This window comes from Streptomyces natalensis ATCC 27448 (assembly GCF_000935125.1).
In the GTDB taxonomy this organism is placed as follows: Bacteria; Actinomycetota; Actinomycetes; order Streptomycetales; family Streptomycetaceae; genus Streptomyces; species Streptomyces natalensis.
On sequence record NZ_JRKI01000029.1, the window covers coordinates 446,299 to 471,944 of the forward strand.

24 protein-coding genes and 1 pseudogene are annotated in these 25,646 nt (G+C 68.6%); 9 read left to right on the top strand and 16 right to left on the bottom strand.

The genetic code is table 11. The annotated features are described in order from the left end of the window. Positions 1 to 72: 72 nt before the first annotated feature. The 4 genes and pseudogenes from lnt (at position 73) to SNA_RS21485 (ending at position 3,540) form a co-directional block, all read left to right on the top strand. The gene (gene lnt / locus SNA_RS21475) at positions 73 to 1,617 is read left to right on the top strand and encodes an apolipoprotein N-acyltransferase (RefSeq protein WP_044366244.1); all 1,545 of its coding nucleotides are present in this window, start codon (positions 73 to 75) and stop codon (positions 1,615 to 1,617) included. A 120-nt stretch (positions 1,618 to 1,737) separates the two neighbouring features. After that, a pseudogene (locus SNA_RS45440) lies at positions 1,738 to 1,884 on the top strand (UBP-type zinc finger domain-containing protein); the annotation flags it as partial. A 97-nt stretch (positions 1,885 to 1,981) separates the two neighbouring features. Next, on the top strand, positions 1,982 to 2,629 hold the full coding sequence (locus SNA_RS21480) for a GNAT family N-acetyltransferase (protein ID WP_078970079.1): 648 nt from the start codon (positions 1,982 to 1,984) through the stop codon (positions 2,627 to 2,629). A gap of 305 nt (positions 2,630 to 2,934) precedes the next feature. Beyond that, positions 2,935 to 3,540, top strand: a complete 606-nt coding sequence (locus SNA_RS21485) for a GDSL-type esterase/lipase family protein (protein ID WP_030065357.1) — start codon at positions 2,935 to 2,937, stop codon at positions 3,538 to 3,540. Positions 3,541 to 3,674: 134 nt separating this feature from the next. On the opposite strand, the gene SNA_RS21490 is transcribed toward SNA_RS21485, so the two are convergent. Continuing rightward, on the bottom strand, positions 3,675 to 3,971 hold the full coding sequence (locus SNA_RS21490) for a winged helix-turn-helix transcriptional regulator (protein WP_044366246.1): 297 nt from the start codon (positions 3,969 to 3,971) through the stop codon (positions 3,675 to 3,677). Between the two features lie 10 nt (positions 3,972 to 3,981). Here SNA_RS21490 and SNA_RS42630 point away from each other — a divergent pair, with 10 nt between their 5' ends. Next, positions 3,982 to 4,524, top strand: a complete 543-nt coding sequence (locus tag SNA_RS42630) for a hypothetical protein (RefSeq protein ID WP_198535108.1) — start codon at positions 3,982 to 3,984, stop codon at positions 4,522 to 4,524. A gap of 313 nt (positions 4,525 to 4,837) precedes the next feature. Here the strand turns inward: SNA_RS42630 and SNA_RS21500 are convergent, their stop codons facing one another. Continuing rightward, on the bottom strand, positions 4,838 to 5,602 hold the full coding sequence (locus tag SNA_RS21500) for a GbsR/MarR family transcriptional regulator (RefSeq protein WP_044366248.1): 765 nt from the start codon (positions 5,600 to 5,602) through the stop codon (positions 4,838 to 4,840). 263 nt (positions 5,603 to 5,865) lie between these two features. Between SNA_RS21500 and SNA_RS21505 the strand changes: the two genes are divergently transcribed. Continuing rightward, positions 5,866 to 6,939 (top strand): serine hydrolase domain-containing protein, encoded by a 1,074-nt coding sequence (locus SNA_RS21505; RefSeq protein ID WP_044366250.1) that lies wholly within the window; start codon positions 5,866 to 5,868, stop codon positions 6,937 to 6,939. 210 nt (positions 6,940 to 7,149) lie between these two features. On the opposite strand, the gene SNA_RS21510 is transcribed toward SNA_RS21505, so the two are convergent. The 9 genes from SNA_RS21510 to SNA_RS40230 all read right to left on the bottom strand — a co-directional run bounded on the left by SNA_RS21510 (position 7,150) and on the right by SNA_RS40230 (position 16,971). Further along, positions 7,150 to 8,370, bottom strand: coding sequence for an MFS transporter (locus SNA_RS21510; protein ID WP_051877221.1), 1,221 nt, complete (start codon positions 8,368 to 8,370; stop codon positions 7,150 to 7,152). A gap of 153 nt (positions 8,371 to 8,523) precedes the next feature. Next, positions 8,524 to 9,789, bottom strand: a complete 1,266-nt coding sequence (locus SNA_RS21515; RefSeq protein ID WP_051877220.1) for an MFS transporter — start codon at positions 9,787 to 9,789, stop codon at positions 8,524 to 8,526. Between the two features lie 159 nt (positions 9,790 to 9,948). Then, entirely contained in the window at positions 9,949 to 11,172 is a 1,224-nt protein-coding gene (locus SNA_RS21520; RefSeq protein ID WP_030065347.1) for a cytochrome P450, read from the bottom strand. Positions 11,173 to 11,196: 24 nt separating this feature from the next. Continuing rightward, positions 11,197 to 12,402: an acyl-CoA dehydrogenase family protein gene (locus SNA_RS21525; protein WP_044366254.1), complete on the bottom strand. Its 1,206-nt coding sequence runs from the start codon at positions 12,400 to 12,402 to the stop codon at positions 11,197 to 11,199. Next, positions 12,399 to 12,842 carry a hypothetical protein gene (locus tag SNA_RS21530; RefSeq protein WP_030065346.1) on the bottom strand — a complete coding sequence of 148 codons (444 nt, stop codon included), beginning with the start codon at positions 12,840 to 12,842 and terminating at the stop codon, positions 12,399 to 12,401. Before SNA_RS21530 ends, SNA_RS21525 begins: the two co-directional genes overlap by 4 nt. Continuing rightward, a complete protein-coding gene (locus SNA_RS21535; protein ID WP_030065345.1) occupies positions 12,839 to 13,261 on the bottom strand; it encodes a hypothetical protein in 423 nt (140 codons plus the stop codon). The genes SNA_RS21530 and SNA_RS21535 overlap by 4 nt, the downstream gene beginning before the upstream one ends. Then, the gene (locus SNA_RS21540) at positions 13,258 to 14,826 is read right to left on the bottom strand and encodes a type I 3-dehydroquinate dehydratase (RefSeq protein ID WP_157880037.1); all 1,569 of its coding nucleotides are present in this window, start codon (positions 14,824 to 14,826) and stop codon (positions 13,258 to 13,260) included. Before SNA_RS21540 ends, SNA_RS21535 begins: the two co-directional genes overlap by 4 nt. Beyond that, the gene (locus tag SNA_RS21545; protein ID WP_044366257.1) at positions 14,820 to 15,497 is read right to left on the bottom strand and encodes a nitroreductase; all 678 of its coding nucleotides are present in this window, start codon (positions 15,495 to 15,497) and stop codon (positions 14,820 to 14,822) included. Before SNA_RS21545 ends, SNA_RS21540 begins: the two co-directional genes overlap by 7 nt. Then, positions 15,484 to 16,971 carry an arsenate reductase/protein-tyrosine-phosphatase family protein gene (locus SNA_RS40230; protein ID WP_051877218.1) on the bottom strand — a complete coding sequence of 496 codons (1,488 nt, stop codon included), beginning with the start codon at positions 16,969 to 16,971 and terminating at the stop codon, positions 15,484 to 15,486. The genes SNA_RS21545 and SNA_RS40230 overlap by 14 nt, the downstream gene beginning before the upstream one ends. A 320-nt stretch (positions 16,972 to 17,291) precedes the next feature. Here SNA_RS40230 and SNA_RS21560 point away from each other — a divergent pair, with 320 nt between their 5' ends. Continuing rightward, positions 17,292 to 17,993 carry a class I SAM-dependent methyltransferase gene (locus SNA_RS21560; protein ID WP_030065342.1) on the top strand — a complete coding sequence of 234 codons (702 nt, stop codon included), beginning with the start codon at positions 17,292 to 17,294 and terminating at the stop codon, positions 17,991 to 17,993. Between the two features lie 138 nt (positions 17,994 to 18,131). Here SNA_RS21560 and SNA_RS21565 read toward each other — a convergent pair whose 3' ends face one another. Further along, positions 18,132 to 19,382, bottom strand: coding sequence for an aspartate aminotransferase family protein (locus tag SNA_RS21565; protein ID WP_078970081.1), 1,251 nt, complete (start codon positions 19,380 to 19,382; stop codon positions 18,132 to 18,134). Then, positions 19,379 to 20,425 (bottom strand): SDR family oxidoreductase, encoded by a 1,047-nt coding sequence (locus SNA_RS21570; protein ID WP_051877217.1) that lies wholly within the window; start codon positions 20,423 to 20,425, stop codon positions 19,379 to 19,381. The genes SNA_RS21565 and SNA_RS21570 overlap by 4 nt, the downstream gene beginning before the upstream one ends. Positions 20,426 to 20,975: 550 nt before the next feature. Here SNA_RS21570 and SNA_RS21575 point away from each other — a divergent pair. Both SNA_RS21575 and SNA_RS21580 read left to right on the top strand, forming a co-directional pair. Then, positions 20,976 to 21,470 (top strand): type II toxin-antitoxin system RatA family toxin, encoded by a 495-nt coding sequence (locus SNA_RS21575; protein WP_044366262.1) that lies wholly within the window; start codon positions 20,976 to 20,978, stop codon positions 21,468 to 21,470. Further along, on the top strand, positions 21,457 to 22,608 hold the full coding sequence (locus SNA_RS21580; RefSeq protein ID WP_051877216.1) for a GNAT family N-acetyltransferase: 1,152 nt from the start codon (positions 21,457 to 21,459) through the stop codon (positions 22,606 to 22,608). The genes SNA_RS21575 and SNA_RS21580 overlap by 14 nt, the downstream gene beginning before the upstream one ends. 190 nt (positions 22,609 to 22,798) lie before the next feature. On the opposite strand, the gene SNA_RS21585 is transcribed toward SNA_RS21580, so the two are convergent. From SNA_RS21585 to SNA_RS21595, 3 genes are all read right to left on the bottom strand, one after another. Continuing rightward, positions 22,799 to 23,485 carry a hypothetical protein gene (locus SNA_RS21585; RefSeq protein ID WP_157880038.1) on the bottom strand — a complete coding sequence of 229 codons (687 nt, stop codon included), beginning with the start codon at positions 23,483 to 23,485 and terminating at the stop codon, positions 22,799 to 22,801. 63 nt (positions 23,486 to 23,548) lie between these two features. Then, the gene (locus tag SNA_RS21590) at positions 23,549 to 24,091 is read right to left on the bottom strand and encodes a nitrobindin family protein (RefSeq protein ID WP_030065333.1); all 543 of its coding nucleotides are present in this window, start codon (positions 24,089 to 24,091) and stop codon (positions 23,549 to 23,551) included. A 40-nt stretch (positions 24,092 to 24,131) separates the two neighbouring features. Continuing rightward, entirely contained in the window at positions 24,132 to 25,556 is a 1,425-nt protein-coding gene (locus tag SNA_RS21595) for a cellulase family glycosylhydrolase (protein WP_241779771.1), read from the bottom strand. Between the last annotated feature and the right edge of the window lie 90 nt (positions 25,557 to 25,646).

A 25,646-nucleotide genomic window follows, 5' to 3' on the forward strand; every position in this document is an offset into this window, starting at 1 on the left:
TCCGGAGTGCCCGCTGTGCAGGGGGCGGCCGGTCACGGACACTGGAGTCATGCCGCGACGAGGAGGCATGGCATGCGGGTGGCGGTCGACCGGTGCGCACCGTCGCTGCGCTCACCGTGGTGGCGCGGGGCGGCGGCGCTCGCCTCAGGTGGCTTGGCGGTGCTCGTCTTCCCGCAGCCGTCGCTGTGGTGGCTGGCGTATGTGGCGCTTGTCCCGCTGGTCCTGCTCATCCGCACGGCGCCGACGCCCCGCCGGGCGGTGCTGGACGGCTGGCTCGGCGGCACCGGATGCGTGATCGCCGTCCAGCAGTGGCTGATCCCCAACCTCACCGTCTTCGTCCTGCCGATCGGCGCCCTGCTCGGGCTGGCGTGGATCCCGTTCGGCTGGCTGGTACGGCGGTTGCTGGGTGGCACACCCGGTCCCGGCAGGGCCGCGGCCGGAGTGCTGCTGCTGCCTGCGGCCTGGCTGCTGGGGGAGGTCGTCCGCTCCTGGCAGTACCTGGGCGGTCCATGGGGACTGCTGGGGGCGAGCCAGTGGCAGGTCCCGCCCGCCCTGCGGCTCGCCTCGGTCGGCGGGGTGTGGCTGGTGAGCTGTCTGCTGGTCGCGGTCAACACCGCCCTCGCGGCGCTGATCGCGCTGCCCAGGGCCCGCACGGTGGCGCTGGCCGCCCTGCTGGCCGTGGCCGTGCTGGTGGCCGGGGTCTGGCTCTGGGTGCCGCTGCCGCCGCACACGGGCAGCGTACGTATCGCGATCGTGCAGCCCGGGGTGATCGGCGGGCCGCTGGCCCGGTTCGACCGGGGGGTGCGACTGACCCGGCGGCTCGTCGGCCACCGTCCCGACCTGGTGGTATGGGGCGAGAGCAGCGTCGGCTTCGACCTGTCGGCACACCCCGGGCAGGCCGCCCGGCTCGCCGGCCTGTCCCGGCAGGTCGGGGCCGACATCCTGGTGAACGTGGACGCGCAGCGCGCGGACAAGCGCGGCATCTACAAGGCATCGGTGCTGGTGGGGCCGCACGGGCCGACTGGTGATCGGTACGACAAGATGCGGCTGGTGCCCTTCGGCGAGTACATCCCCTTCCGCTCGGTGCTGGGGTGGGCCACGAAGGTCGGCAGAGCCGCGAGGGCCAACCGGCGACGCGGCACCCACCAAGTGATCATGAATGTCGGCTCGTTCCGGATCGGACCGATGATCTCCTTCGAGACCGCATTCCCCGACATGAGCCGCCACCTCGCCGTACGCGGCGCGCAGGTGCTGGTGGTGCAGGAGTCCGTCTCGACGTTCCAGGGCAGCTGGGCGCCGGCCCAGCAGACATCGCTGGCGGCAGTGCGGGCGGCAGAGTCGGGACGACCGGTGGTGGACGCCACGCTGACCGGCATCAGCGCGGTGTACGACGCCGACGGCCATCAGGTCGGACCACGGCTGGGGACGACGGCGAGCACGGCGCGGATGTACACCGTGCCGCTGGCGGGCGGCCGGAGCCTGTATGACCGGTATGGCGACTGGGCGATCTGCGCCGCCCTCGGCCTGCTCGCCGTCGCGGGCGGCTACGAGGTCATCCGGGGCGCGGTGGCCCGGCGGCGTCGGCGCGTCAACCTGCCTGTATCCAAGGCGGATTGACGATCCGCCGACACAGCCGGTGCATATGCGGTGCGTACGCGGCCGCCACCAGGCAGTTCCCTCTTTGCGAGACCCTCCCACCGAGCCCCGGCACCCGGCACCCGGCACCCGGCACCCGGCACCCGGCACCCGGTGATCCGTAGCTTCGAACCGGGCGAAACCTGGTTCTACAACTATGAGACCTCGAAGATGTATGCCTCGGGCCCGTCCTGGGCTCACCCTGATTGCCATCCGACCGATCAGCCCACCCCCGGCCCCGCGGGACGTCCCGGAGGTCTGAGGCGACCGGCTGGGACAGGCGCATCACCCCTCCCCTCGAAAATCCAGTGGTCACGATGGCTGGGGGCATTAAGAATCCCTGTTCATGACCCTGCTGACCCACTGGCCGCTTGCGGGCCTGCGGTTGACCACACCGCGGCTGGAGCTACGGCTGCCGAACCTGGATGATCTCGCCGCGTTGGCTTCGCTGGCCGCCGATGGTGTGCACAACCCGGCGGTGCAGCCGTTCACCGTGGCATGGACCGACGTCGCACCCGAGCAGCGTGCTCGGAGTGTCCTGCAATACCACTGGCGCTGCTGGGGCGAGTGGCAGCCGGAGAACTGGGAGCTGAACCTGGCGGTGGTGAGAGACGGCACTGTCGTGGGTACGCAGGGCATCAGTGCCCGGGATTTTTCGGTCCGTCGTGAAGTAGGCACCGGCTCCTGGCTGGGCCGGGCCTATCACCGCCAGGGCCTGGGAACTGAGATGCGCGCGGCTGTCCTCCACCTGGCCTTCGCCGGACTCGGTGCACAGCACGCTGTTTCCGGGGCATACGCAGACAACGCAGCCTCACTGGAGGTTTCGCGCAAGCTCGGCTACCACGAGGACGGCATCGAACACCATGCCGTACGCGCCAAGCCCGCCGTGCTGCGCAGGCTCCGTCTCACTGCCGAACAGTGGCGACAACACCAACTGTTCCCGGTGAAGATGACGGGGCTGCCGGAGTGCCTGCCGTGGTTCGGCCTGGCGTGACCGTGCAGCGGCTGGGAGACCAACCTGAACACCCCGTCAAACCCATACGGACACAGCACAAGTTGGACCGACCGGCTATGCAGGCACTCACCTCGATGCCCGAGCAGGCTGTGGGTCAGGTGAGGGGACGAGCGCCCCACGCATTCCGGAGAGCCGACCGCACACCTTCCCCAAGAACGACCTGCGTCGTCCCGCATCCCAAGGACGAGCCCGCCCTTGCGCACCCTCGGGCCATCAGCTGAACCCTGGTGTACGGCCATGGAATTCGGTGTGCGGCTATCGGACCGGCCGCTAGAGTCGCCCGCGTGATCAGGGACATACGTATCTGCTTCCTCGGGGATTCCTTCGTCCAGGGAGTCGGCGACCCGGAACACCGGGGGTGGGTCGGCCGGGCGCTGGAAGCCACTGGCGGGGACATCACCGCCTTCAACCTGGGCATCAGGCGCAACACCTCCGAAGACATTCGGCGTCGCTGCTGGCAGGAAGTCCTGCCCCGCCTGGTCGGCGCGGACAACCGGCTCGTCGTTTCCTTCGGCAGCAACGACACCCTTGAGGAGAACGGCGCGGTACGGGTCGAGCTGGGGCGCTCGCTGGAGAATCTGACCTCGATCCTTGACGAGTGCGGACGGCAGGCCGTTGCCCCTCTGGTTGTCGGCCCTCCGCCGGTCATCGACGCGGGCGACGCCCACCTGCGGCGCACTGTGAAGCTCGCCGACGAGATGACCGCCCTCTGCCGGACACGCCATGTCCCGTTCATCGCGACCACTCTGGAACTGGCCAATGACCCCACCTGGCGCCGGGAAGCGCTGGCCGGTGACGGCGCGCACCCGGGCAGCGGTGGCTACCGCAGGCTGACCGACATCGTCCTCGCCGGTCAATGGCGCGATTGGATCACTCCGACGCGCCACTGACCGCACCTCGGCAACGCGGAACACGGCACGGGACGGCTATGCACTGCACTGCGCTGCACGGCACGGCACGGCACGGCACGGCAATGCACTGCACTGCACTGCCAAGTATGTCGCGCACTTCCGCGAGTTCGGCCTCAGCCGTCGTCTCCTCGCTGGGCGGACAGCTCGGCCGACCACCGATCCGCCCAATCCCGCAGGGGCTCGAGCGAGGGGCGAAGTGCGTTTCCCAGCTCGGTGAGGCGATAGACGCCGTCGGCGTCGGTGGTCACGATTCCCACGTCGGTCAGCTCGCGCAGCCGATCGGTCAGCACGCTGGAGGACATCGCGTCCGCCCGTCGGCGCAGCTCGCGAAAACCGGCTGGTTCCTGTTGCAGCTCCCAGATCACACGCAGCGTCCACCGGCGGCCCAGCAGGTCCAGCGCGGCCATCATCGGTCGGCCGGTGCTCGACCCACGCACGGGTCGGCCCGGCCTCGGTGCACGCTCGGCCGCTCCGGAATCGCTTGCGCTTCGCATACCGAACCATGGTAATGCTTCGAAATCCGAAGCGATGGAAGTGGGCATGAAAGCGGCGCCGGAGATGACCTACCGCGAAATCATCGACGACCCATGGGGACTCGGCAGCGACGGGGCGTACACACCCTCCCGGATATCGGGCGAATTTTTCTCTTGTCCCGAATTGGGCGGTTGTGTGTATCGTCCTCAGAGACAGTTCCCGCACAGGATGGAACTGGGAGACATGATGAAGAAGATCATCGCGATAGCGTTCATCGCCGCACTGTTCACCGCACTGTTCACCGCCGGAGCCACCGGCATCGCCTCCGCTACTGCCGCGTCGCCGGGCTCCCCTCCGGGCCGTGACATCGTCACCACAACGTTCCACTGTCCCGCCCCGCGCAACACCTTCACGATCAGGGCCGACCCGTGGGTGATGAGCCAGTACGAGTGGTATTACGGCGAGCAGGGCTGCACGTACACCACGTAGCCATTCGGCGGGCCCGACACCCGCCCCGACGCCCTGCTCGCCCGGATCGCGCACAAGCATGCCTCGCTCGGTGTCACCTCGGACCAGTACAAGATCGTCAACGAGCATCTGCTCGGCGGGCTGCCCCTGCCCGAGGGCACCACCGCCTACCTCTGCGGCCCCTGCCGTTCATGCGTACCCTGCGTGGCGATCTCCTCGACCGCGGGGGCCGAACACCTCGTAGTGGATCGCCGTGGTGGTACTGGGCCGTGCCGACGACCGGATTGCCCCGCAGGACGCTGAGGCCGGGCCGTGCTGGAGAGTCGTAGACCGATCAGCCGGGGCGCCGGTCCTGCGCCTGCTGGGGGTGGTTTGCGGTTCCAGAGGCCGGCCCGGACGAGCATGCCTCTCGCCAGCGCTCGGCCGACGTGACCAGGTCTTGGCCGACATGGGTGAGGAACCGGCCCATGCCGGTGAGTCGCATACCGGCGGGTGTGGTGGCGCCGAGTGTCCGGGCGCCCTGGTGGGCGGCCTCGGCAAGCAGCGCGTTGACGCTCGCGCTGGCGAGCATGGCCCGGAACCAGACGTCGTCGTCGATGACGTAGCGTTGGTGGCGCTTTCCGGGGTCGCGTTCGCGCCGGATGAGTTCCTGCTCTTCCAGGTAGTGCACGGCCAGGGAGATCGTTGCGGGGCTGACCCGGAGGCGCTCTACCAGTTCTGCCGCGGTGCGGCTGCCGGTGTCAGCGGCGTACAGGCAGCCCAGCACTCTGGCCGCCGTCTTCGGCAGTCCCGTCTGGACGAGCAGTGCGGTGAACTGTTCCTCGAAGCCGCGCACCGCCTGCCGGTCGCGTCCGTGGGCGTCGGTTTCGGCCGGCGGCGTCTGGTTCATGGCAGTTTTGCGGCGGCGGGCGCGCCGCTCGGTGGCCCGGTGCGCCTGGTCCGCCCGGTAGCCGGCGGGTCCGCCGTTGCGGTTGACCTCCCTGGTGACGGTCGAGGTCGGCCGGTCCAGGCCCCTGGCGATCTCGCCGTAGGCGAGCCCTTCGGCCAGTCCCTCCGCAATGGTCCGGCGTTCCTGGTGGCTGAGCCTGCCTCCTGGCATCGGTGTTCTCCCCGTCTCGGTCTGTCTCGATCCCGTCGTCGATCAGTGTGCGTTCACCTCCATCTCATTGCAACAGGCGAGGAACTGTGGTGCTTTCAGCATCAAGACCATTGCACCGATTGCACGCTCTCTACCTGCATAGACACGGAAATTCGCCGATGTGAGACTTGATTGAATATCGAACGCAACATAGCTTTCAACATGTACCGAACGTCGATTGCGGCGCGGCCGACACCGCCCGCGAACCCGAGAGGAACTACGTCATGAACAAGATCCAGGACGCTCTTGAGCAGGTAGTCGTCGAGGGCCTGCCCGGCATCGTTGCCGAGGTCCGCGACGGTGACCGAAGCTGGTTCGGCACCGCTGGGGTGGCCGACATCGAGACCGGGCGCGCACGCACCCAGGGCGAGCAGTTCTCCATCGGCAGCCTCACCAAGGCGTTCACCGCCACCGTGGCCTTCAAGCTCGTGGACGAACACCGGCTGCGTCTGGACGACACCGTGGAACAGTGGCTGCCCGGCCTGGTCCAGGGAAACGGCAACGACGGCAGCGCCATCACCGTCAGGCACCTGATGCAGCAGACCAGCGGCCTCGTCAACTACGCCTTCGACGACCCGGACATGATGGACCGTTACGTCACCACCGGTTACCTCACCCACCGCTTCGACAAGTGGACCCCCGAACAGCTGATACAGCTCGCCATGAAGTACCCGCCCTACTTCGCGCCGGGCACCGCCTTCCGCTACTCCAACGCCAACTACATGCTCCTCGGCCTGATCATCGAGCGGGCCAGCGGCTGCAACTTCGCCGAGGAACTCTCCCGGCTGATCCTCCACCCGCTCGGCCTGACGGGCACCTACCTTCCCGGCACCGAGACCACCATCAGCGGGCCACACCCCCGGCTCTACACGAAGCTGCCGGCCGGCGACCCCGACGCCAAGGTCTACGACGTGACCGAATGGGACCCGTCGCTGGGCTGGGCCGCCGGCGGCCTCGTCTCCACCACCGCCGACCTCGGCCGTTTCTTCAACGCCCTGCTCAGCGGCGAACTCTTCTCGCCCGCCCTGCAGGCCGAGATGTGGGCCACCGTCTCGACCGAAGGCGCAGGCTGGATCCCCAACACCAGGTACGGCATGGGCACCTTCGAGCAGACCCTGCCCAACGGCGTCACCGTCTTCGGCGGCGGCGGCGCACTCAACGGCTCCTGGACATACGTGATGGGCACCCGAGACGGCAAGCGCCTGGTCGTCTGCAACGTGAACGGCGACTGGGTCAACCCGATCGCCGCCTTCTTCAAGGTACTGGAAGCGGAATTTCCCCCCGCCGAAACCCAGTGACGCACCCGACCGCGTTCAGCGCCCCTCCGCTGGGCTTTCAGCCGTCCCGGATCGGTCCGCAGGCGGCCCAGGGGCGCCCTGAACCATTCCACAGAATTTGGCAATTACTCTCTGGCTGGCGCAGTAGTAGCAAGGCTCTGTCAGCGGTAGTGAGGCTTCGTCAGGAGTAGTAAAGCTCTGTCAGGTGGTGTCGCAGGGCCGCCCGGAACGTCAGGAGTGATGCCGCCCCACCAGGACGCGGGTGGCCGACCGCCGTACGACGATGCCCGCGCTCCCCCCGGCAACGGCGAACAGGGTGAGGCCGCTGATCCGGAACGCGCCCACCGGGTCGTGGGCGGCGAGGCCGGGGAGGAACAGCCACGAGACGGTTCCGGCGGTGCGGACGGCGGTGAGATCGACGCTCATCAGCCGCAGCCGGGCCGGCGGCGGGAACGAGGACAGGTGTGTGCCCAGGGCGACTTGGAGGAACGCCGTCACCGCGCCCAGGGCGGCGGAGAGGCCGAGGAGGACCGGCAGCGAGTCGGCCAGGGCGATCGCGGCGATCACCAGGCCGGAGACTGCCGAGGTGCCGCAGCAGAACGCGGGCAGGTTGGCGGGAAGTTGCATGTTCCCGGCGAATCCGTTGGCGAGGAAGGCCCCGGTCCCGATCGCCATGAGTACCGCACCGTACGCGGCGGCTCCCGCGTCCAGCCGCGCAGCCAGGAACGCGGGCAGGGCCATGCAGACGGTCTGGGCGAAGAACCCGGCACCGTGCACTCCGATGGCCACCGCCGTGTCCGGGCACGTCCGCAGCAGCACACTGGCCCGGGGACGAGTCCCGACTCCGGCCTTCTTCTCCTGCTCGCGAGACATGCCGAACGTGGCGCGGGCGAACAGCACGAGGAGCGCGACGGCCGACACCACGAAGGTGCCGCCGTCGAGCCAGAACAGGGAATGCCTGGGCACCAGGCGCAACAGGAGACCGCCGGCGCCGGGGCCGGCGACGCGGGCGATGCGGAGGGTGAGGTCCATCAGCCCGGTCACCGCTTGGACGTCATCTTCGTCCACCAGCTCGGGGACCAGCGCGCCGAGATTCGGATCGAACAGGGCTCCGCCGACGCCCAGCAGGACCACGCAGACCAGAACCCCGGGGGCGCCGAGGGTGTCCCAGGCGAGGGGCAGGGCCGTGGCCAGCGCGGCTCTGGCGGCGTCCACGACCGCGAGCCGCCGCAGTGTGGCGAAGCGGGCCACGATCCTGCGTCCGACCGTGCCCAGAACGATGTACGGCACGGACTCGGCAACTGCCACCAGGCCCATGGCCGCCGCGCCGTACTCCCGCCACGCAATCCACGTGATCGCTATGGCGTAGACGCGGTCACCGAAGACGGAGAGCATCTGGGCGCCCCACAGGAGCAGGACCGGCCCCTGACGCAGCAGCCGTACATAGCCCACGATCGCTCTCCGCCCAGGACGCACAAACCCGGCAGCAAATCCGGCTGCCGGGAGTGCATGACACCCTACGACGCGGATGCCTCCGTGCGGCGCAGACTCACTCGGTCTCGCTCGGAGGGGGTGTCAGGCGGATTCAGGCGGTGTCAGGCGGATTCAGGCGGTGTCGAGCGTTCTGCCCCGGGTTTCCGGAAGGAGCAGGAAGAGCAGCACCCCGGCGGTCGCTTCCAGGAGGAGAATCCAGTATCCGAGGGCCATTTCATACTGGTGCGCGATCGACCAGGTGGCGATGATGGGCACGCTTCCGCCGAAAATCGTGGTCGCCACGTTGTACGGAACGCCCACGCCCGAAGCCCGGACGCCGGTCGGGAACAGCTCGCTGAAGAGGGCCGACACATTGCCGTAGGTGAGGGCGAGCAGCAGGTTTCCGGTGACCGCCACGAGGAGATATCTGCCCGGGGTCGCGTCCTGGAGCAGAGAGAGCATGGGAACGGCGAGCAGAGCGAAGCCGAACGCCTCGGCCAGGATGAGCGGCTTGCGGCCGGTCATCCGGTCCGACAGGGAACCGACCAGCGGCAGTGCGCCCACGAACACCGCGAGCGACACCGCGTTCAGCATCAGTCCGGTCTTCAGCGGGAATCCGCAGACCAGATGTGCGTACGTGGGCAGGAAGACCTGCCAGACGAAGTACGTCGACTGACTGAATTGGACGACCATCACGAGCAGAACGCCCCGGCGGTGTTCGCGGATCGCGGTCCGCAGGGGCCTGGATTCGACTTTCCCCGCGGTCTGCAATGCGCTGAAGACCCGGCTTTCCGGGACCGCTCGGCGCAGGCGGAGCCCGTACAGGCACAGCACCGCGCCCAGCAGGAAGGGGATCCGCCATCCCCATGCGGCCAGCGCGTCCGCCGGCAGGACCGCGCTGATCAGTGCGGAGACCAGGGTCGCGCACAGTATCCCCAGTCCGGCGGTCACGTACTGGACGCTGCCGACGCTCGCTCGGCGGCCCGGCGGTGCGTGCTCGACCATGAACACGGAAGCCGCCTGGTATTCACCGGAATTCGATATGTTCTGGATCACTCTGCCCGAGACGAGGAATATAGGAGCGAGTACGCCGATCGAGTCATAGGCCGGTGACAGGCTTATCAGCAGCAGGCCGGCCGTCATGATGTACAGGGTGAGGGAGAGCAGCCGGCGGCGCCCGTAACGGTCCCCGTAGGGCGACAGCAGGGCGGCCGCGACCGGGCGGACGACGAAGGCCACGCCGACGACCGCGCCGTAGGTGTAGAGGAGCGCGGCCGCTTTGCTGTCGGCTGGGAAGAACTGCTGTGAGAAGACGGGGGCGAGCAGGGTGTAGAGCGTTGCGTCATAGAATTCTATGAGGTTTCCGACGGCCCCGGCCGTGACCGCTTTGCGGGACAACCGGTACTGTACCGGCGGTTCCTTTGCGAATACGCGAGAGGTATCCATCAGACTCCCGGGGCATGAATTGCGCGTAGCTCCGCAAGAATTCGGATCCGGAGAATCCTGGAGAATTCCTCCAGGATTACCGGGTGGGCCGACGGCTGCAACTCGGTGTGTTCACCACACGACCGGCAGGGCGGCGAGTCCGTAGGCCCGCGGGAGGGCCTTCCACGTCTGCTCCTCCTCGGCGGTAGCCAGACGCAGGGAGGGGAATCGGCTGAGCAGGGCCGCGATCCCCGTCTGGAGTTCCACGCGGTTCAGATGGGCCGCCACACAGCGGTGGATGCCGTGCCCGAAGGTCAGGTGCGGGTTGGGGGCGCGCTCCAGGTCGAGGTGCTCATGGCTTTGGGCGGAGCCGACGCCGTCGTGTGGAGCAGGGAAGACGGTGGCGTCCCGATTGGCGGAGTGGACCGAGACGACGACGGTCTCACCCGCCCGGATGGTGACCCCACCCAGGGTGACGTCTTCCCTGGCGACCCGCAGATGACCGTCCTTGAGCACCGTATGGACACGCAGCATCTCCTCGACCGCGACGGGTATCAGTGTGTGGTCACTGCGCAGTCGCTCGCACAGCTCCGGATTGCGCAGCAGGTCGCTGAGGGCCGAGGCGAGGAGGCTGGACAGGGCCACATGTGCCGAGAACACGAGCTGGAAGACCAGCACGGCCAGTTCCCGTTCGCTCACCGCACCCCGTTCGTCCCGTGCCGCGACAAGTGAGCTGATCACGTCGTCGCCGGGTGCGGCGCGCCGCACAGCGATCAGCTCGAAGACGTAGTGGAGCATCTGACGCCGGACGGCCCTGATGTGTTCGGCCGAGGACGCGCCGTTCACCGCGGCGTTCCAGGAGCGGATGCGGTCCACTTCCTGTTCCGGCAGTTTTTGCCATGCGCACACGACGGCCGCCGGGAGCGGGTCGGCGTAGCCGGACACCAGATCGGCCGACGGGCCGGTCTCGGCCATGGTGTCCAGCAGCCGGTCGGCGACCTGCCGGACCAGAGGACGTATGCGTTCGATCCGGCGGACCGTGAAGGCAGGTGCGAGGACATTGCGTATGCGTGGGTGGTCCGGCGGATCGAGTTGGCGGAGCACCGGGAAGTCCGCGTCGAAGGGCACCGTGTTCAGCCGCGGAGAGTCGGGATGCGCCTCACTGGACACACCGAACCGGGGATCGCCGAGGATGCGCCGCGCGTCCTGGTAACGCGTGGCCAGCCATATCTCGTGGCCGCTGAGGACCACGACACGCGCAAGCGGCCGGTTCTCGCGCAGCCAGGCCAGTTCGGACAGTACCTCGGACTCCGAGCCGTGGAAGGGGAAGGCGTTGGGGGGCGAGTCGTGGGTCATGACGCGCGCTCCTCTCGGGCCGCTTCAGGGTTTGTGGAACGACAGATCGTGCCCCTCGCCCAGCACCGCGCGACCGATCGTGGCCAGGATGTGGTCGTCGTTGTCGTGGCGCTGATAGAAGGTCAGGTCGCGCAGGATCCGCTCCACCGGGCTGGGGCGGACCAGGCAGCGGGCGCCGCAGGCACGGATGCAGTGCTGCACGGTCCGTTCGGCCAGATGCTCGATCACATGGCGGGCCCGGGCACCGGCGACACCGGCCTCCTCCCGGCTGCCGGCGTCCCACAGCCCGGCGACGTGCCGCAGCCACAGGCGTGCGGTGTCGACGTTGACCGCCATGCTGCCGACCCGCTGCCGCACATAGGCGTCGCCGCCCTTGCCCTGGCGTTTCAGGTAGGCGACGGCGTACTCGTAGGCGGCTTCGGCGGCGCCGAGGAAGCTCGCGGCGTAGTGCGGGACGAACGCGGTCTGCCATTGCCCGTCGATGTACGCACCGGGCTCGCCGATGAGGCAGTCGTGGGGGACGAACGTGTCGTCGAAGCGCACCACATGGCTCGCCGTGGCGCGCATGCCGACGGGATCCCACCACGAGGTGTCGACGGTCACGCTCGGATCGGACAGGTCGCAGGCGAGCATCAGCAGCCCGCCGTGGCTCCCCTGGGCATGGCGGGCGCCGCCCGGGCCCGCCGTGTCGACGAACAGGATCGCCCGCTGGGCTCCGGTGGCGCTCGTGGCGAACGCCTTGGTTCCCCGGATGATCCAGCCGCCCTCGACCGGAACGAGTGTGGTGCCGAACCGCCGGGTCTCCCCCGGTGTGGCGGCCTGCGGTTCACCGCTCCAGCCGACCCACTTCTCGCCGCGCTCCACCACACCGCCGAACCAGCGCCGCTTCTGCTCCGGCGTTCCCAGGCCGTCGATGAGCACCAGCGAGTTGGCGTGTCCCTCCCAGCAGCGGGCCAGTGACAGGTCCGCCTTGGCCAGCAGTGTGGTGATCTCCCACAGGGGCAAGGTGTCGCGCTGCTGGGGGCCGAACCCCAGGCCGCCGTGCTCGCGCGGCACGGCAGCGGCCAGCAGCCCGGCGGAGAACAGGTCGTCGAAGTCCTCGGCGGGGAAGGTGGCCGTGCGGTCGTACCCGTCCGCCCGGCCGCTGAAGATGTCGCGGGCCAGTTTCGCCGCGTCGTCGAGGGCTGCCTGGGCGTGCGGCTCCACGGCGGGACCGAGAGGTGTCGTCATGGGTGCGACGGCCCTACGGGACGGTGGAGGAAGCGGCGGTTCACCACACGGGCCGCCGCCCCCTGATCCTGCGGACGGGTCTCGTAGAGATCGATGGCCAGCACACCACGGTTGAGATACCCGCACACGACGGCCTCGCGAGAGCCGAGGTCCACGCCGAGGTGTGCTTCACCGTGAAAGCCGACGGCTGCGTCGGAATCGACCTCGTCGGCCATTGGCGTGGCGTGGAACGCATCCCATTTACGGAGGTCCGTGCCGTCGGCCTCGGTGATGTGCATCAGCAGCCGGCCGTCGTGTTCCGTGCTGCTGATGTGGACGATGCCGGATGTCGGCGCTGCGAAGGCTTCCCATTCGCCGGTCACCGGGCGGAGGTCGAGGCCGGGTTGCGGCCCGCGCGGCGAACGCCGTTCACGTTCGCGGCTGATGCCGTGTGCTGTCATGGCTGCTCCTTGATCCGGTGGAAGAACTCGCGCGTCCAGTAGTCGGCACGTCCGCTGTCGTCCGAGAAGACGTTGTAGCTGGTCATCACCAGGACGCCGGAATTGTGGTACGCGGCGAGGACCGTGCGCAGGAACCCGAAGTCATAGGCGGCCCGGAACGCCCAGGCCGCCGATCGCTCGTCCTCCTTCGTGTACACGACGGCCTCGACCGCGCCCCAGTCGCGGGGCTCGGGATCTCCCGTCCCGAAGGCCCGTACCACGACCGTCCCGTCGGGCTGCTCGGATACGTTGATCCCCAGAATTCCTCCTGCGGCGTCGCGTTCGGCATTCAGCCACTCGCCGAGCAGGACCGAGGGATCCGGGGCGTCCTGCCGGGGTGGTGCCTTCGATCCGGCGGAGGTTGAGGGCTGGGTTGTCATGGTGCCTCCTCACTTGCAGGGTCCGGGCAGGTTGACGGGAGGAGCGGGCGTACCGGCGGGAGGAGCGGGCGTCCTGACGGGAGGAGCGGGCGTACCGATGCGACCGGGAGTTGACGTCCCGTCAGGATTCGTAACTGGTCCTGCGCCTCCAGGAGCAGGACCTCCAGGCCGTCGACGGTACGCATGCCACGGGCGCGGGCGGCGGCCATCAGCGGTGTGGGCGCGTCGCCCCGGTAGGCCAGCTCCAGGATCACCGCGTCCGGGTCGGCGTCCGCGACGGGGAACGGGGCCCGCTCCACCAGCGGCGTGGCATGGACCAGCACCGAGTGTCCCCCGGCGGAGAATGCGGCCAGCGGTACGAACGGGAGGCCGAGCAGCTCGGCAGCCTTCCGGCCGCGGATCGGGTCCCGGTTGACCAGGGTCACCTGCGCACCCGCTCGGTGCAGCGCCACCGCGATGGACCGGCCCGCGCCACCGCATCCGATGACGGCCGCGGTACGGCCTGCCGGATCGATCCCCAACCGGGCGAGCGCGCGCAGGGCAACGGCGCTGTCGGTGTCGTCGCCGTAGCGGTGCCCCGCATCCAGGCGGAGGACGTTGACGGCGCCGCTGGAGCGGGCCAGCGGGCTCGTCGTGTCGGCCAGGTCCAGGGCGTCCTCCCGGTGCGGGGCGCTCACCGTGAGGCCGCGCAGCGGCAGTCCGGCCCGCTCGCCCAGTGGCGCCACCCGCCGCAGAAAGCGGGACAGCGAGGCGATGGGGAACGGCAGGTAGAGCGCGGGCAGTCCCAGCTCACGGAATGCGGCGTTCTGCAATCGCGGAAACAGGGAGCGGCCGGGGGCGCCGCGAGCGGCTCCGTACAGGCCGCGGAGGGCGGGCAGTTCGGGCAGGCCGTAGTCCGACTTCAGCTGCTCCACGCCGGGCGTCCCGTCCGCTCCCGGGGGGCCGGCGAGGCCGAAGGCCACCGGCGCGCCGAGCCAGGGCGCCAGGATGCGCGTCCAGGTGCCTTCGGGGCCGGACGCGAAGGCCGTGACGTCGCTCCGGCCGAGCCCGCTGAGCAGCAGGGGCATCGCTGCGGCGGAATCGGGATCGGCACAACGCGGTGCCAGGAGGTACAGCGCGGCGGGTTCGGCGGCCATCGCAGCGAACCGGGCCGGCAGGTCCGCGCCGCCGTCGGCCGTCCCCTGCCAGGAGATCCGGCGCCGCGGTGCGGGGATCGCGGAGAGCTGATGGCACGTCAGACAGTCGGGCCCTTGCAGGTCGTTGGGCCATTCGAGGTCGACGAGGTCGTACTGCGCGGCGGCGCCCAGGAGCCGGGACCGCCGCTCGGCCGGCTCTCCCTCGAACGCACCGCCCTGCCGGCGGGTGCGAAGGGTGTACGTCAGCGAGCCGGTGAAGTGCCGTCGCAGGTGCCGCGGATCGGGGTCGCCGACGAGATCGGCGCGTACCTCCAGATCGTCGGCGATGTCGTTGAGGGTCTGGAGGCGGGCGGTGCTCAGACCGGCCGGTGTGGTGACGACGGCGACGAGCCGGGCCCGCCGCCCGGCGGAGCCGTTCGCGCTCACCATCCGTGCCACTGTGTGAACTCCTCCAGCCCCGCCCGCTGCGGGACGAACCGATTGACCGGGGCGGCCTCGTCGGGGTACCCCACCGCCAGGGTGCAGACGATCAGCCGGTCGGTACCGATCCCCAGTTCCTTGCGCAGGATGTCGGCGTAACCGGCGACACTGGCCTGCGGGCAGCTGCCCAGGCCATGGGCGACCAGGCCGAGCATCACGTTCTGAAGGAAGAAGCCCATCTCCAGGAACGTGCCCGCCACGGCGGTCCTGGGCAGGTGGCAGATCAGCGCGACCGGCGCACCGTAGAAGCGAAGGTTGTCGCGCAGGAGCGCCCGGCGTGCCCTCGCGTCCGAGACGGCCGTGCCGCGGGCCCGGAGCACGCCCGAGCCTGCGTCGCGGGCCCGCCGCTCGACGTCCTCGCCGAGTTCCGGCGGACGACCGGGATACTCCAGGTGCGGCGCCTCTCCCCCGTCGAACGCCGCACACAACGCAGCCACCAGCGCCTCCAGAGCACTGCCGGACACCACCGTCGCCTGCCACAGCTGCGTGTTGCGGCTCGACGGGGCATGGCCGGCGGCCAGCAGCACCTCGGCCAGCAGGGCGCGCGGCACGGCGCGGTCCAGGAAGGCGCGCTTGCAGTGCCGGGAGGTCATCGCCGACAGAACGTCAGGAGGCGGCATCGGGCACCCCGCCGCCTGTCACGAGGAAGCCGGGTCCGAGGCGCTCGGCCAGCCGAGCGGTCACGGCGGTCTGGATACGGCGCGCGCAGCGGCGGTACGCATCGGCCGGCTTTCCGATCGGATCGGGGATGTCACCGGCCGCGTCGAGGCAGAAGGTGCGGTCGGCGGTGCCGGGTGCCATGGACAGCACGGCGTCGCGCTGGGCCGAGGTCATGCAGTAGATGGCGTCGCTGGCGTGGCAGAGCTGTGCGGTCACCGGGCGCGAACGGTGGGCTCGGGCCTCCCGTCGCCGGATCCCGAGCTCGGCGAGCGCGGAACGGGCGGCGCCGGTCATCGGTGCACCGTGACGGGCGACCGTGAGCCCCGCGCTGGAGACCCGTAGCGCGGACGCCGCACCCGCCGACGCGAGCTGCGCCCGCGCGAGGGCCGCCGCCATGGGCGACCGGCATGTGTTGCCACCGCAGACGAACAGCAGCAGCCCGGCCTCCGTTTTCGGCCGACGTGTCCGCCACCAGACGGCCATGGTGGGCTGGGACAGCGCCGCCACGGCACACACGATGCAGGCCAGGGCGACCAACTGCCCACTCCCGGGCGCCGGCAGCGCGACCAGCCAGACCAGGCCGTAGGACGCGACCAGCCCGGACATCAGGCTGGCGGCCCGGTTCGCCGGCACGCACCATGTGTATTCCCTGCGGTCGAGGTAGATCAACGTGCCGAAAACGAACAGGACTTCGTACGCGACGCCGATTGCTACGGCGTATGCCGCCTCGGTCGACCCGAGAAAGACGGTGAATCCCTGTCGCAACTCGGGTTGCCCGAGCAGTGCCGCGACGGCGAGCAGCAGTACCTGGACGACGGCGGACGTGGCGTGCTCCTCGGCGAAATAGCGCCGGTCGACCTCTGCCTTCCCCTTCTTGGCGACCCGGCTCATGATCTCGAAACGCCCTGTGTAGCCGGCCAGGTATACGGCGACGCTCAATCCCGCGGCGATCGTGAGGCGATAGTCGCTCACGTCGGCGAGGGATACCACAATGGCCAGCAGGCTGAAGCAGAGCGCGATCCACGAGGACGGTGCGATACGCCTCCGACGGATAGCGTCGATCACCGGCGACAGAACGAGGACGCCGCCGCGCATCAAGATCAGCATAAGGAGGATCGAGGCGCCGGTGAAGGTGAAATTTAGCGTGGTGGTGCCGATGATGAGCGCCGTGAAGAAGCCCGCCGCCCATGTTTCCCGTCCGCCCACGGCAATGACATGGCGGCCGGGAACGCGTCGTGTGCGCACGTCACGCCAGCGGCCCGTTACCCCCAGGAGAACGGGCATGACGGCCAGTTGACCGAGGGCGGCCGCGGGGAGCAGAACGACGCCATTGACAGATTCCGGAACTCCCGGTAACGCGCCACTCGTCAGTGCTTTCACCAGCATGGCGTACGGGATGTAGGAGACGAAGTACCCGAGCGTGAGCCAGATCAATGCGACCCCCTGGAGCGACGTCGCGGTTCAGCGTGCAATGACGCCGAACCGGGCACAAGGGCGCACGGATGTCGCATGGAACACGAGGGGCGCACGTACAGAGAATCGTCTACGCATTGACCACAACCGTAAGTTGCCGTCAAGAATGCCCCGTAAGCCAGTCGGCAACCAGTGTCGGCCATATTCCTCGGATTGCCCGCCATCGGCCCGATTTCACCGCATGCCGTATCGCATCGTGGGCAGCACATCTGCCGATTCCGTCGATGCCGATTCTGTCGATTCTGTCGATCGAGCCCACAGTCGCAGGGCAGGTGATCCTCATGAACGCTCAGCTTGACGACGTCGCCTCCTTATACCTCCGGCGCGAGGACGGCGGGCCCAACCTCTTCGAAGTCTGGGAGAAAGGCGAGGGCCGCGGAGACTCGGTGACACCCTCGACATACAGCGCCGAGTACCGCCGGTGGATGAGGAGCAGACTGCTCAAGGCACTCCGTCGCAACGGACCGAAGGCCGGCCTCCTCAGCCTGGGAAGCGGGAACGCCGTGATCGAGGCGGAGATCGCCCGCGAGGGATATCGCGTCCTCGCCGTCGACGCCATGCAGGAGGCGGTGGAACTGGCGCTGGTGAAAGGCGTCGACGCGCTGAGGGCCGATATCACCACATGGTCTCCCGACCGTTCATGGCCCGTGGTGTACATGGACGGTGTGCTCGGCCACCTCTACGACCCCACCCACGGATTGCTGCCCGCCCTGTCACGGGTCCGCTCATGGCTTGAGCAGGGCAGGGCCGAGGGCCGGGATTCCGGGCGGGCCGTCCTGATCGCCTCCAACGACGCCCCGAAGAACGGTGAGAGCGTCCAGCCGGCCCCCGGCGTCCCGGGATTCCACTGGCTGGCCGCCGAATACATGCGCGCACAGGCGCTGTCGGCCGACTTCGCTGCCGTGTCCGTCGAGACGTTCCGCTATCGACGCCCACTGTCCGGCGAGCGCGTCCGGTCGGTGATCCATGCCGAGGTGGCGTGACGGGTCTGGTACCGCGAGCCTCACGTAGGACGGCGGATCTCAGGATGCCAAGCATCTTCATGAGATCATCCAGCCGATGCCCCCTCCGGCATGGCGAGGTGGACGGCGGTGTGGATGCGGGTCGTTCGCCCCCTCCGGTCACCCGTCGGCCAACGCCGCCGCGGATCGTTCCAAAGAACCCAGCAGCCAGTCGATGTGGTCGGGCTCCAGGATCGCCGGCGGAGTCAGCCGGATCACCCTGCTGGCGTTGAGGGTGTAAGAGGTCAGCACCCGCTCCCGGAACATATGGGTCAGGAACAGCCCGGCCAGCGCTTCGGAGGCGAACTCGATTCCGAGGAGCAGTCCGCGTCCACGGACCTCCCGGATGATGTCCGGACCGGCGGCGGCGAGCGCCCCGGTCACCTGCGGCAGAAGCCGACCGCCGAGTTCTCCGGCCCGTTCGACGATGCGGTCCCGTTGCAGCACTTTGATGGTTGTGGCCGCGGCAACGGTGGCGAGGGGATTGCCGCCGTAGGTCGAGGAGTGGAGCAACGGGTCCTGGTTGAGCACTTCGTAGACCTCGGCCGATGCCAGTGTCGCCGCGACCGGAACAACCCCGCCGCTGAGCACCTTCCCCGTCGTCAGAACGTCCGGACACACGCCTTCCTCGTCACACCCCCACCAGGATCCGAGGCGGCCGAGTCCGGACTGGATCTCGTCCATGACGAGCAGCGCGCGGAACTCCGTGCACAGTTCTCTGACTTCCCGCAGGTAGCCCCGGGGAGGCATCCGTACCCCGCCCTCGGCCTGCACCGGTTCCAGGAGTACGCACGCTCGCGTCGTATCGCTTCCCAGAACGGCCTTCAGGGCGTCGGCATCACCGAACGGGACGAACTCCACACCGGGTAGCAGCGGTTCGAGACCGTTCCGGTACCGGTCGTTCCCCGTCGCGCTGAGCGCGCCCAACGTCTTGCCATGGAAACCGCGTTCGGCGGCGATCACTCTGCGGCAGCCGTTCGCCCGGGCGAGCTTCATCGCCAACTCGACGGATTCGGCCCCCGAGTTCACGAAAAAGGCATAGGGCAGGCCCGGGGGTGCCACCGAGCTCAGTAGCTGTGCCGCGGATGCCAGGTTGGGGTCGAGCAGTGCACGCGTCGACAGCGGGTGCCTGCCCAACTGCCCGGCGACGGCGTCGACGACATCCGGGTGGCGGTGGCCCAGGAGGAACACCCCGTACCCGCCGCAGTCGAGGTGGGGGGTGTCCTTCTCGTCGTAGACCAGAGCACCCGCCGACCGCACCTCCAGCGGCAGGCCGAGCAGCGAGGCGATCCGGGCATGACCACGGTTGACGTGATCACGGAGGTGGTCCAGTACGACTGCTCGGGCCCCGTCGGAATCCGCCGGGCTCACCGGACCGCCACCGATGCGTTGCGCGCCTCATATCCGTTGGCCTGTGCCCAACGGCGTACGGAGGCACGCAGGGTGAGCACTTGGTCGGGCAGGTCACCCACGTCACTGGGGAACGGACCGTGGGTGGACACATAAGGCGTCAGCTGCTCTGCAAGGGTCGTCAACAACCTGCGGGTTCGCACCGGAATGGCCTCAAGGAACACCGGCACGACGAGCCGTTCGTACAGATCCGCGTCCACGAAGCGTACGGGCGCAACGGGCCGGCCCAGTTCGCCCGCCGCGGCGTGGATCTCGGTGGCGACCGCGCCCAGTTCCAGGGCGCGTGATCCGGCCGTCAGCCACAGGTCCGTCGTGTCGGAGATCCCGTCGACCAGGTCGGCGATGTGCTTCGCCACGACATCCTGAGGCACGAAGTCGAGCAGCCGGGAAGGGTCCATGGGGACGAGGGGAAGCAGGCCGCGCATCATCGCTCCGAGCAGCTTGTGAAACCCCTGGTGTCTGGCGATGTGGCCGGTACGGGAGTCGCCGACGATGATCGAGGGCCGGACGATGACCGCACGCAGGCCGCTCGCCCGCACGAGCTGCTCCGCATGCGCCTTGGTCCTGGCGTAGGCCAGCGCCGGTGAGTCATCATCGGCACCCACCCCGGAGAATGCGGTACTGACGTACACCAGTCGCGCATCGGACTCCTGGGCCAGCTCGACGATCCTCGCAGTGCCCGCAACATTCGTCTCGACCAGAGCGGACTCGGCACCGAAGCTGGTATCGGCCGCGGCGTGCACGATCACATCGGTCACCGAGGAAAGTTCCTTGAATTCTCCACGGGACAGGCCCAGACGGGGCAGCCGGACGTCTCCGCGCAGAGATTTCAGCCCCGGCTCGCTCATCTCGGTCGTATGGGTGAGACATATAACGTTGTGCATGGCGAGCTTCGGCAGCAGGGCCCTGCCCAGCACTCCGGTCGCTCCGGTGAGGAGAACATTCAGTGACGGCCTTCCGGACGGCGGGTCCGGGGGCCGGGGCCCGTCCTCGATATGCCGCATGGGCACCCTTTCCTTCCATAGGGAGTTCTCGACGTGAGGACGGACATGCGGCTTCCTCCCGGGGCACTGAGAAGAAGAGATATTCATGGTTTACCTCCGCGCTTCCCGCCGGGACGGTTCGTCCACACAGCCGACAGCCGCGGCGGTAGGTCTGATGTGTGCACCCGGTGGGTTCAGGAACCGAGGAATACTCTATGGAGGGGTACGGCAGGCCACCACCGGAGACGGATCCGCTTTCCTCCGTGAGGAGGGACACGCGTGGATGTGTCATGCGCCGGCGAGCGTGAACTCAGCCGTGTGGCGGAAAGTCATGACTCCCAGCGGGCGGGTGACCTCGTACCGGACCTAGCATGGCGGTGCCGGAAGGCCCACAGTTTCCCCGCTCTGCCGTGGGGAGAGGTGTCTCCGCATCCGACAGGACGGAAACCGTCACCGACCACCATCCCAGCGGGAAATCTCCCTCCCGGTTCCTGTGGGTCCACCCGACCCGCGCCGGGCTGCCGAAGATCATGCCATCTGTGACCCGTGACCCGGGAAATTTGGGGGTGCAGTGCACCAGGTTCATATCGCTTTTCGTATTCCCTGCGCACAGCCGGAGAAGGCATTCGAGTCACTCTCGGATTTCGCCAGCTTCCCGCGGTATTCCCCCGTGGTGCACTCCGTCTCCCTTGACCGCGGTCCAGACGGGGACCGGATCTCCTCCTGGGAGGTCGCCTTCGCCGGCGGAATCCTCAAGTGGCGGGAACGGGACCGCCTGGACGAGCCGCGCCTGAGGATCGACTTCGAGCTGATCGACGGTGACCTGGTCGCCCTTGCGGGTCACTGGGCGGTTGCCCCGCTCCCGGAGGGGAGCGAGGTCCGGTTCGATGCCCGGTTCGACCTCGGGGTGCCCGGCATGGCGGACCTCCTGGAACCCGTCGCCGGCCGGGCCATGACGGACACCGTGACCAAGATGCTGCACGGAGTCTTCGGCCCGAGCGCAGAAGTCACGGAGTGCGAGGACCTGTCCTTGGCCCCTTTGGAGGCTGACGGTGGGCAGCTCTGAACACGCGGCTTCGGATTCCCGAGCCGGCTGGCGGGTCGCGGTGGCCAACAGCATCTCGGAGATCCCGCCGGATGTGTGGCGGAAGCTCGCGCCGTCCGACGACCCCATCTACGGGTACGCACTCTTCCAGGCCATGGAACGGACCCGACTCGGCCCGGATTCCTATCGATACCTCGTGGTCAGACAGGGAGAACGGGTCAGGGCCGTGCTGCCGACGTGTGTCTTCCGGTCACTGGCTCTCGAGGACGTTCTGGGGAACCAGGGACGCCAAGCGCTGCGGCCTCTGCGTCGCATCATGCGAAGACCGCTGCGCATCAAGATGCTGATATGCGGACACCTTCTGGGAGAAGGGAGAGTCCTGCGCAACGGGGACGGACTTCACGAGACCGCCCGACATCTTCTGGTGGACGCGGTGCGGGAACTGTCCGCATCGGTGGGCACCCGGTGGACCGTGTTCAAGGACTTCTCACAGACGGACCTGGAGTGGCTGGATCCAGCCCTGGGAAAAGCCGGATACTTTCGGGCTCCGGGGCTTCCCGATGCGTGGCTCGGCCTCCGTGCCGAGAGTTTTGACGAATTCATTTCCTCCCTGTCCAGGAATGGCCGGAGCGTCGCCCGACGTAACCTGGCGAAGTTTTCCGGTCACCAGGACGCGGCCATCGAGGTGCGCGAGCGATTCGATGATCTCGTGCCGGCCATGATGCCGCTCTATCAGGCGGTACTCGACCGTGCGGAGACCCGACTGGACGTCTGGACACCGGAGTTCATGGCGCTGCTGTCCACCGACCCGAGGATTCCGGCGAAGGCGGTCACCTGTTGGTACCAGGACCGTCTGGTGGGGTTTCTGATCTGCCTGTTCCGGGAGAAGAGCGGGGTGGCGATCCGTATCGGCCTGGACTACGACTGCTCGCGTGACCTACGGCTCTACCAGGTCACCTACTATCGCGGCATCGAAGAGGCGATCCGTATGGGTGTGGCCAGGCTGAACCTGACACAGACCGCCTATGAGGCGAAACGCAAAATGGGCTGCGATCTGGTCCCACTCGACCATGCCGTGACACATCGCAACCCGGTGTGCAGGGCGATCCTCAGGTATGCCTTGCCGATGGCAGTCAACCGGTCCGGAGATCAGGTGTGAGCCATGGGAAGCTCCTCCGCAGCTGACCTAACGCCCATCTCCTCGCCACGGTAATCACGGCGACGGACACGTCTATGTCGACGTCGACCGGGACACCGGTGCCTGGGGCCAGGTCTTCCAGTCGCCGAGGTGCTACCCCGCCCGGGACGGAACTCTCTGCAAACGGGAGTTCCGTCCCGGGCGGTGGAGGTCAGGAGCCGTAGCGCTCGGTCATTTCGGTGATCTTGTTGTCTGGGCCCACTACCACGTCGTAGTAGTTCTGGCCCATGCAGTACTCGTCGATCTTGTCCTTCGACTGACCGCTGTCGTACTGCTTGTGGTTCGGGTCCGCGCACTCCTTGACGTGGCCGATCCCGGAGAGGGTCTTGCCGGTGTTGGTCGCCGGTCGGACCTCGGGGCCGTCCTTGCCGACGACGGTCACCTTGGAGTTCATGTCGAAGGAGTACGTCTTCAAGGGGCCTTCAGGGTGGTAGAAGGCCCCTTCGTCCATCTTCGTGTTGCACAACATCTTGGCGTCGCGCGCGATGATGTTGGCCATCGCGCCTTCGACGTTGTGGACCCAGATGAGCTTGTGGCCCTTGGCGAGCGTCGGGCAGCCGTCCTTGCCCTTGTCGTCGCCCGCCGGCTTGGCGGTGGCGCTCTGAGACGGGGATGCAGAGGAACCGGGAGTGGCCATGTCGCCGTCGTCGGGCCCACAGGCGGTCAAGGCGAGCGCGCCGGAGACGACCAGCGCGACGCTGAGAACATGCCGATTGAACATTGCAATCCCCCATGATGTTGCCTGCCCGGCCTCGATGGCCGGGCAGAATACGTAAGTTGGCCCGCCCGGCGCGTAGTGCGCGGCGTTGACCTGGCCGAAGTGTATAGGCATGGGCATGGCGAATTTGTACTGCCGCCAGCCCATGACGGAGCACACGTGCCCCCATGGCGCGGCCCAGCTTCAGCCCTGGCGTCGGAGCTGTGCCGAAAGGTGGTGTTGCAGCGGCTGGCCGACCGCCGCGAGGTCGTGGACGTAATCGAGCGTGCCCTCATCGGTCAGGGTGTACCGGCGGCGGGTGGCGTTGACCTCTTTGGCGGTGGGAGTGAGAGCCAGCTGATGGGTGGTGAGGTCGGCCGTCCCGTCGGCCGCACTGCCGACCAAGATCTCCGCGATGCCCGTGGGCTGCGTGATCAATGCCTCCACACGGCCATCGGGCTGGAGCCGCCACCAGCCGCTCTCCCGCGCCGACGGCCGCAGCGGGTTACCGTCCGCGTCGATCAACCAGGCGCGCGCCTCGTAACGGAGGAAAGGGCGCCCGTCGTGGCTGAAGGTGACTTCCTGCGCGTAGGTGAACTCCTCGGCGAGCGTCGGGTATCCGCCACGGCCCCGGCCGACCCAGGTTCCCAGGAACCCGATCAGCGGCGCGAGCAGTGCGTGCGGCGCGGGCGCTGCGTCCGGCCGGAGGGCGTCCGGGTACGGGTGATTGCAGGCGGGGTCGAACATCATGCGCGCTCCTGGGTCGAGGCCGGTGCCGGGTGAAAGCCTAGGGGGCAGGCTGCGGACAAACCGTCACCGTGATCCGCCCCGAGGCACCCGGCTGTGTCCACACGCGGACCGTGCCCCGCCGTCCCGCCGGCACGGTACGCGGCCGAGCCACGGCCGGGCCCCGAACCGACACTCGCCATCCCACGGCCGTGGGCGGAGTGGACAGTTCGCTAACGCCGGGCCGCCCCGGGGAGCCGTAGACGAGGTGGAAGGTGCGCGCCACAGGGTCATAGCCCTGGTCACGTACCGTGCCGGCGACGGCGGGGGCGTAGGGGCGCGCGGTCTGCTCCTTGTTGGCCAGGAAGCGGCCGTCCGCACCGACGGCGCAGTACCCGCCTCCGTAGCACCACTCATAACCCGCCCAACCGGAGCTGTAGCGGTCCAGGGAGGCGAGGGCATCTCCGTAGAAGCGCGCCATATTGGGCAGCGAGCTGTCGCGCGGGCCCCACTCACCGATGACGACCGGTATGTGCTGGGCGCTCGGGTAACGGGTGACGGCGTTCTCGTAGGCTTCGATCCAGTGCGCCGAGGGGTCGTAGTCGCCGCCCGCTTCCATCGTGGCGTCGTAGAAGTGCGGTGCGTAGACGACCTTGGGGTCGTGGATGCGGCCGAGGCCGGTGGGCAGGCCCTCGCCGACGATCGGGGTCGGTTCGACGAACAGCCTGCTGTGGCGGTCGGCCGTGCGGATGGCGGCCGCGATCCGGTTGTACATCGGGGTGAGTTGCTCGGACTCGATGCGGTGGGCGGCCGTCGGAAGGTCCTCGCCCGCGCGGAGCCGTCCCATGGGCTCGTTGATCAGGTCGTACCCGAACACGGCGGGGTGGTGGGCCAGGCGCCGGGCAAGCACCTGCCACATGCGGGCCTGCGCCCGCTGGAGGTCACGGTCCTCGTAGAGGTGCTCGAAGGCGGCCTGCACGGCGGGTTCGAAGTACTCGGCGAACCAGTCCTCCGGGTGCGGGGTGAAGGGCAGCCCGTCGGTGCGGGTCGCCCACTCGGGAATGCCGCGATGGCCGAACTCCGGTCCGAAGACGTCCTGGTGGGCGTCGATGACGACCTGGATGCGCCAGCGGTGGGCCCAGTCCAGGATCCGTTCGATCTTCCGGAGACAGCGCGCGCTGTAGTGGCCGGGTCGCGGCTCCAGGTCGTCCCAGAAGACCAGCAGGCGCGCGAAGTCGAACCCCTGGTCATGCATGTCGCGAAAGTGCCGCTCGGTGACGGCGCTGAGCGCGTCGGCGCCGCGGTGCGTCTTGTCCTCGACGTTCCAGCCGCGCAAGGTGAGCGTGCGTCCGCGGTCGTCGGTGAGCGGTGGCGGTGACGGCGGCGGTGACGGCGGCCCGTCCGCCCGTGCCGTGGCCGGTAAGAGCACCGCCAGGACGGTGGCCAGGGCCGCTCCCGCCTTCACCATGAATCCGCGCCCAGCCATGGTCCCCCCTTCACACCGGCACGCCCTGTCGAACAGATGGCCGCCGGCGCTTCCGCCGAAACCAGGGACGGGTTGGGCAACCTCCGCCGC

What these genes read in the sequence shown, in the direction of transcription:
- lnt (WP_044366244.1), top strand. Translation starts at nt 73, where the DNA reads ATGCGGGTGGCGGTCGACCGGTGCGCACCGTCGCTGCGCTCACCGTGG.
- SNA_RS21500 (WP_044366248.1), bottom strand. Translation starts at nt 5,602, where the DNA reads ATGCCAGGAGGCAGGCTCAGCCACCAGGAACGCCGGACCATTGCGGAG.
- SNA_RS21535 (WP_030065345.1), bottom strand. Translation starts at nt 13,261, where the DNA reads ATGACAACCCAGCCCTCAACCTCCGCCGGATCGAAGGCACCACCCCGG.
- SNA_RS21525 (WP_044366254.1), bottom strand. Translation starts at nt 12,402, where the DNA reads ATGACGACACCTCTCGGTCCCGCCGTGGAGCCGCACGCCCAGGCAGCC.
- SNA_RS21585 (WP_157880038.1), bottom strand. Translation starts at nt 23,485, where the DNA reads ATGCCCATGCCTATACACTTCGGCCAGGTCAACGCCGCGCACTACGCG.
- SNA_RS21595 (WP_241779771.1), bottom strand. Translation starts at nt 25,556, where the DNA reads ATGGCTGGGCGCGGATTCATGGTGAAGGCGGGAGCGGCCCTGGCCACC.
- SNA_RS21590 (WP_030065333.1), bottom strand. Translation starts at nt 24,091, where the DNA reads ATGTTCGACCCCGCCTGCAATCACCCGTACCCGGACGCCCTCCGGCCG.
- SNA_RS21560 (WP_030065342.1), top strand. Translation starts at nt 17,292, where the DNA reads ATGAACGCTCAGCTTGACGACGTCGCCTCCTTATACCTCCGGCGCGAG.
- SNA_RS21490 (WP_044366246.1), bottom strand. Translation starts at nt 3,971, where the DNA reads ATGATGGCCGCGCTGGACCTGCTGGGCCGCCGGTGGACGCTGCGTGTG.
- SNA_RS21545 (WP_044366257.1), bottom strand. Translation starts at nt 15,497, where the DNA reads ATGCCGCCTCCTGACGTTCTGTCGGCGATGACCTCCCGGCACTGCAAG.
- SNA_RS21480 (WP_078970079.1), top strand. Translation starts at nt 1,982, where the DNA reads ATGACCCTGCTGACCCACTGGCCGCTTGCGGGCCTGCGGTTGACCACA.
- SNA_RS21570 (WP_051877217.1), bottom strand. Translation starts at nt 20,425, where the DNA reads ATGCGGCATATCGAGGACGGGCCCCGGCCCCCGGACCCGCCGTCCGGA.
- SNA_RS21530 (WP_030065346.1), bottom strand. Translation starts at nt 12,842, where the DNA reads ATGACAGCACACGGCATCAGCCGCGAACGTGAACGGCGTTCGCCGCGC.
- SNA_RS21520 (WP_030065347.1), bottom strand. Translation starts at nt 11,172, where the DNA reads ATGACCCACGACTCGCCCCCCAACGCCTTCCCCTTCCACGGCTCGGAG.
- SNA_RS21540 (WP_157880037.1), bottom strand. Translation starts at nt 14,826, where the DNA reads ATGGTGAGCGCGAACGGCTCCGCCGGGCGGCGGGCCCGGCTCGTCGCC.
- SNA_RS21505 (WP_044366250.1), top strand. Translation starts at nt 5,866, where the DNA reads ATGAACAAGATCCAGGACGCTCTTGAGCAGGTAGTCGTCGAGGGCCTG.